This is a genomic window from Bradyrhizobium sp. CCBAU 11434 (assembly GCF_028128895.1).
Classification (GTDB): domain Bacteria; phylum Pseudomonadota; class Alphaproteobacteria; order Rhizobiales; family Xanthobacteraceae; genus Bradyrhizobium; species Bradyrhizobium zhengyangense.
The window spans coordinates 1-483 of record NZ_LBJX01000016.1 but is presented as its reverse complement, the minus strand read 5'-3'; the positions used below and the strand labels follow the sequence as shown (position 1 = coordinate 483).

The window sequence follows — 483 nt, the reverse complement described above, 5'->3', positions numbered from 1 at the left end:
ACTCGGGGCCCCACAGCCGGTGATCGCGACCGGCACAAAACCAGGTGGCATGCCTCTGTCCCTGCGCTCCGCGACGTGCGCCCGCGTGGCCTGACGACGCCAGAGAAACAACAGACTTGGACTGATGTCGTGTCGCCGCGCCACCGCCGACACGCTTGCACCCGGCGCAAAACTCTCCGCGACAATCGCCGCCTTCGCATCCGTCGACCAGCGCCGACGTCGGCCCGTCCCGGTGATGATCTCGACAGGCTGCAGCGTGTCGGCGCCGTGTTCGAGGATAGGCATATGCCTATCCTTATCGCTATCCTTACGACTATCGTTTGACATTGTGACCTCGCGACAAACCACCGTGAGAACTTCCTAGCCGACCAGATCAGCCCTCAGTACGCGGTCCCTGCATGACGGTAAGCGCTCAGCCGGAACCCTTGCTTCGGGATCTGGATATCTATGCGAAGAAGCCTCCGGCTTGGGACGGAGGTTTGA

At 62.1% G+C, this 483-nt stretch carries 1 protein-coding gene; it reads right to left on the bottom strand.

Features of this window, described 5'->3' with window-relative positions; genetic code table 11:
• On the bottom strand, positions 1-285 hold a 285-nt coding region (gene tnpA, locus XI06_RS12820), incomplete at its 3' end, for an IS66-like element accessory protein TnpA (protein WP_271605470.1).
• Positions 286-483: the final 198 nt, after the last annotated feature.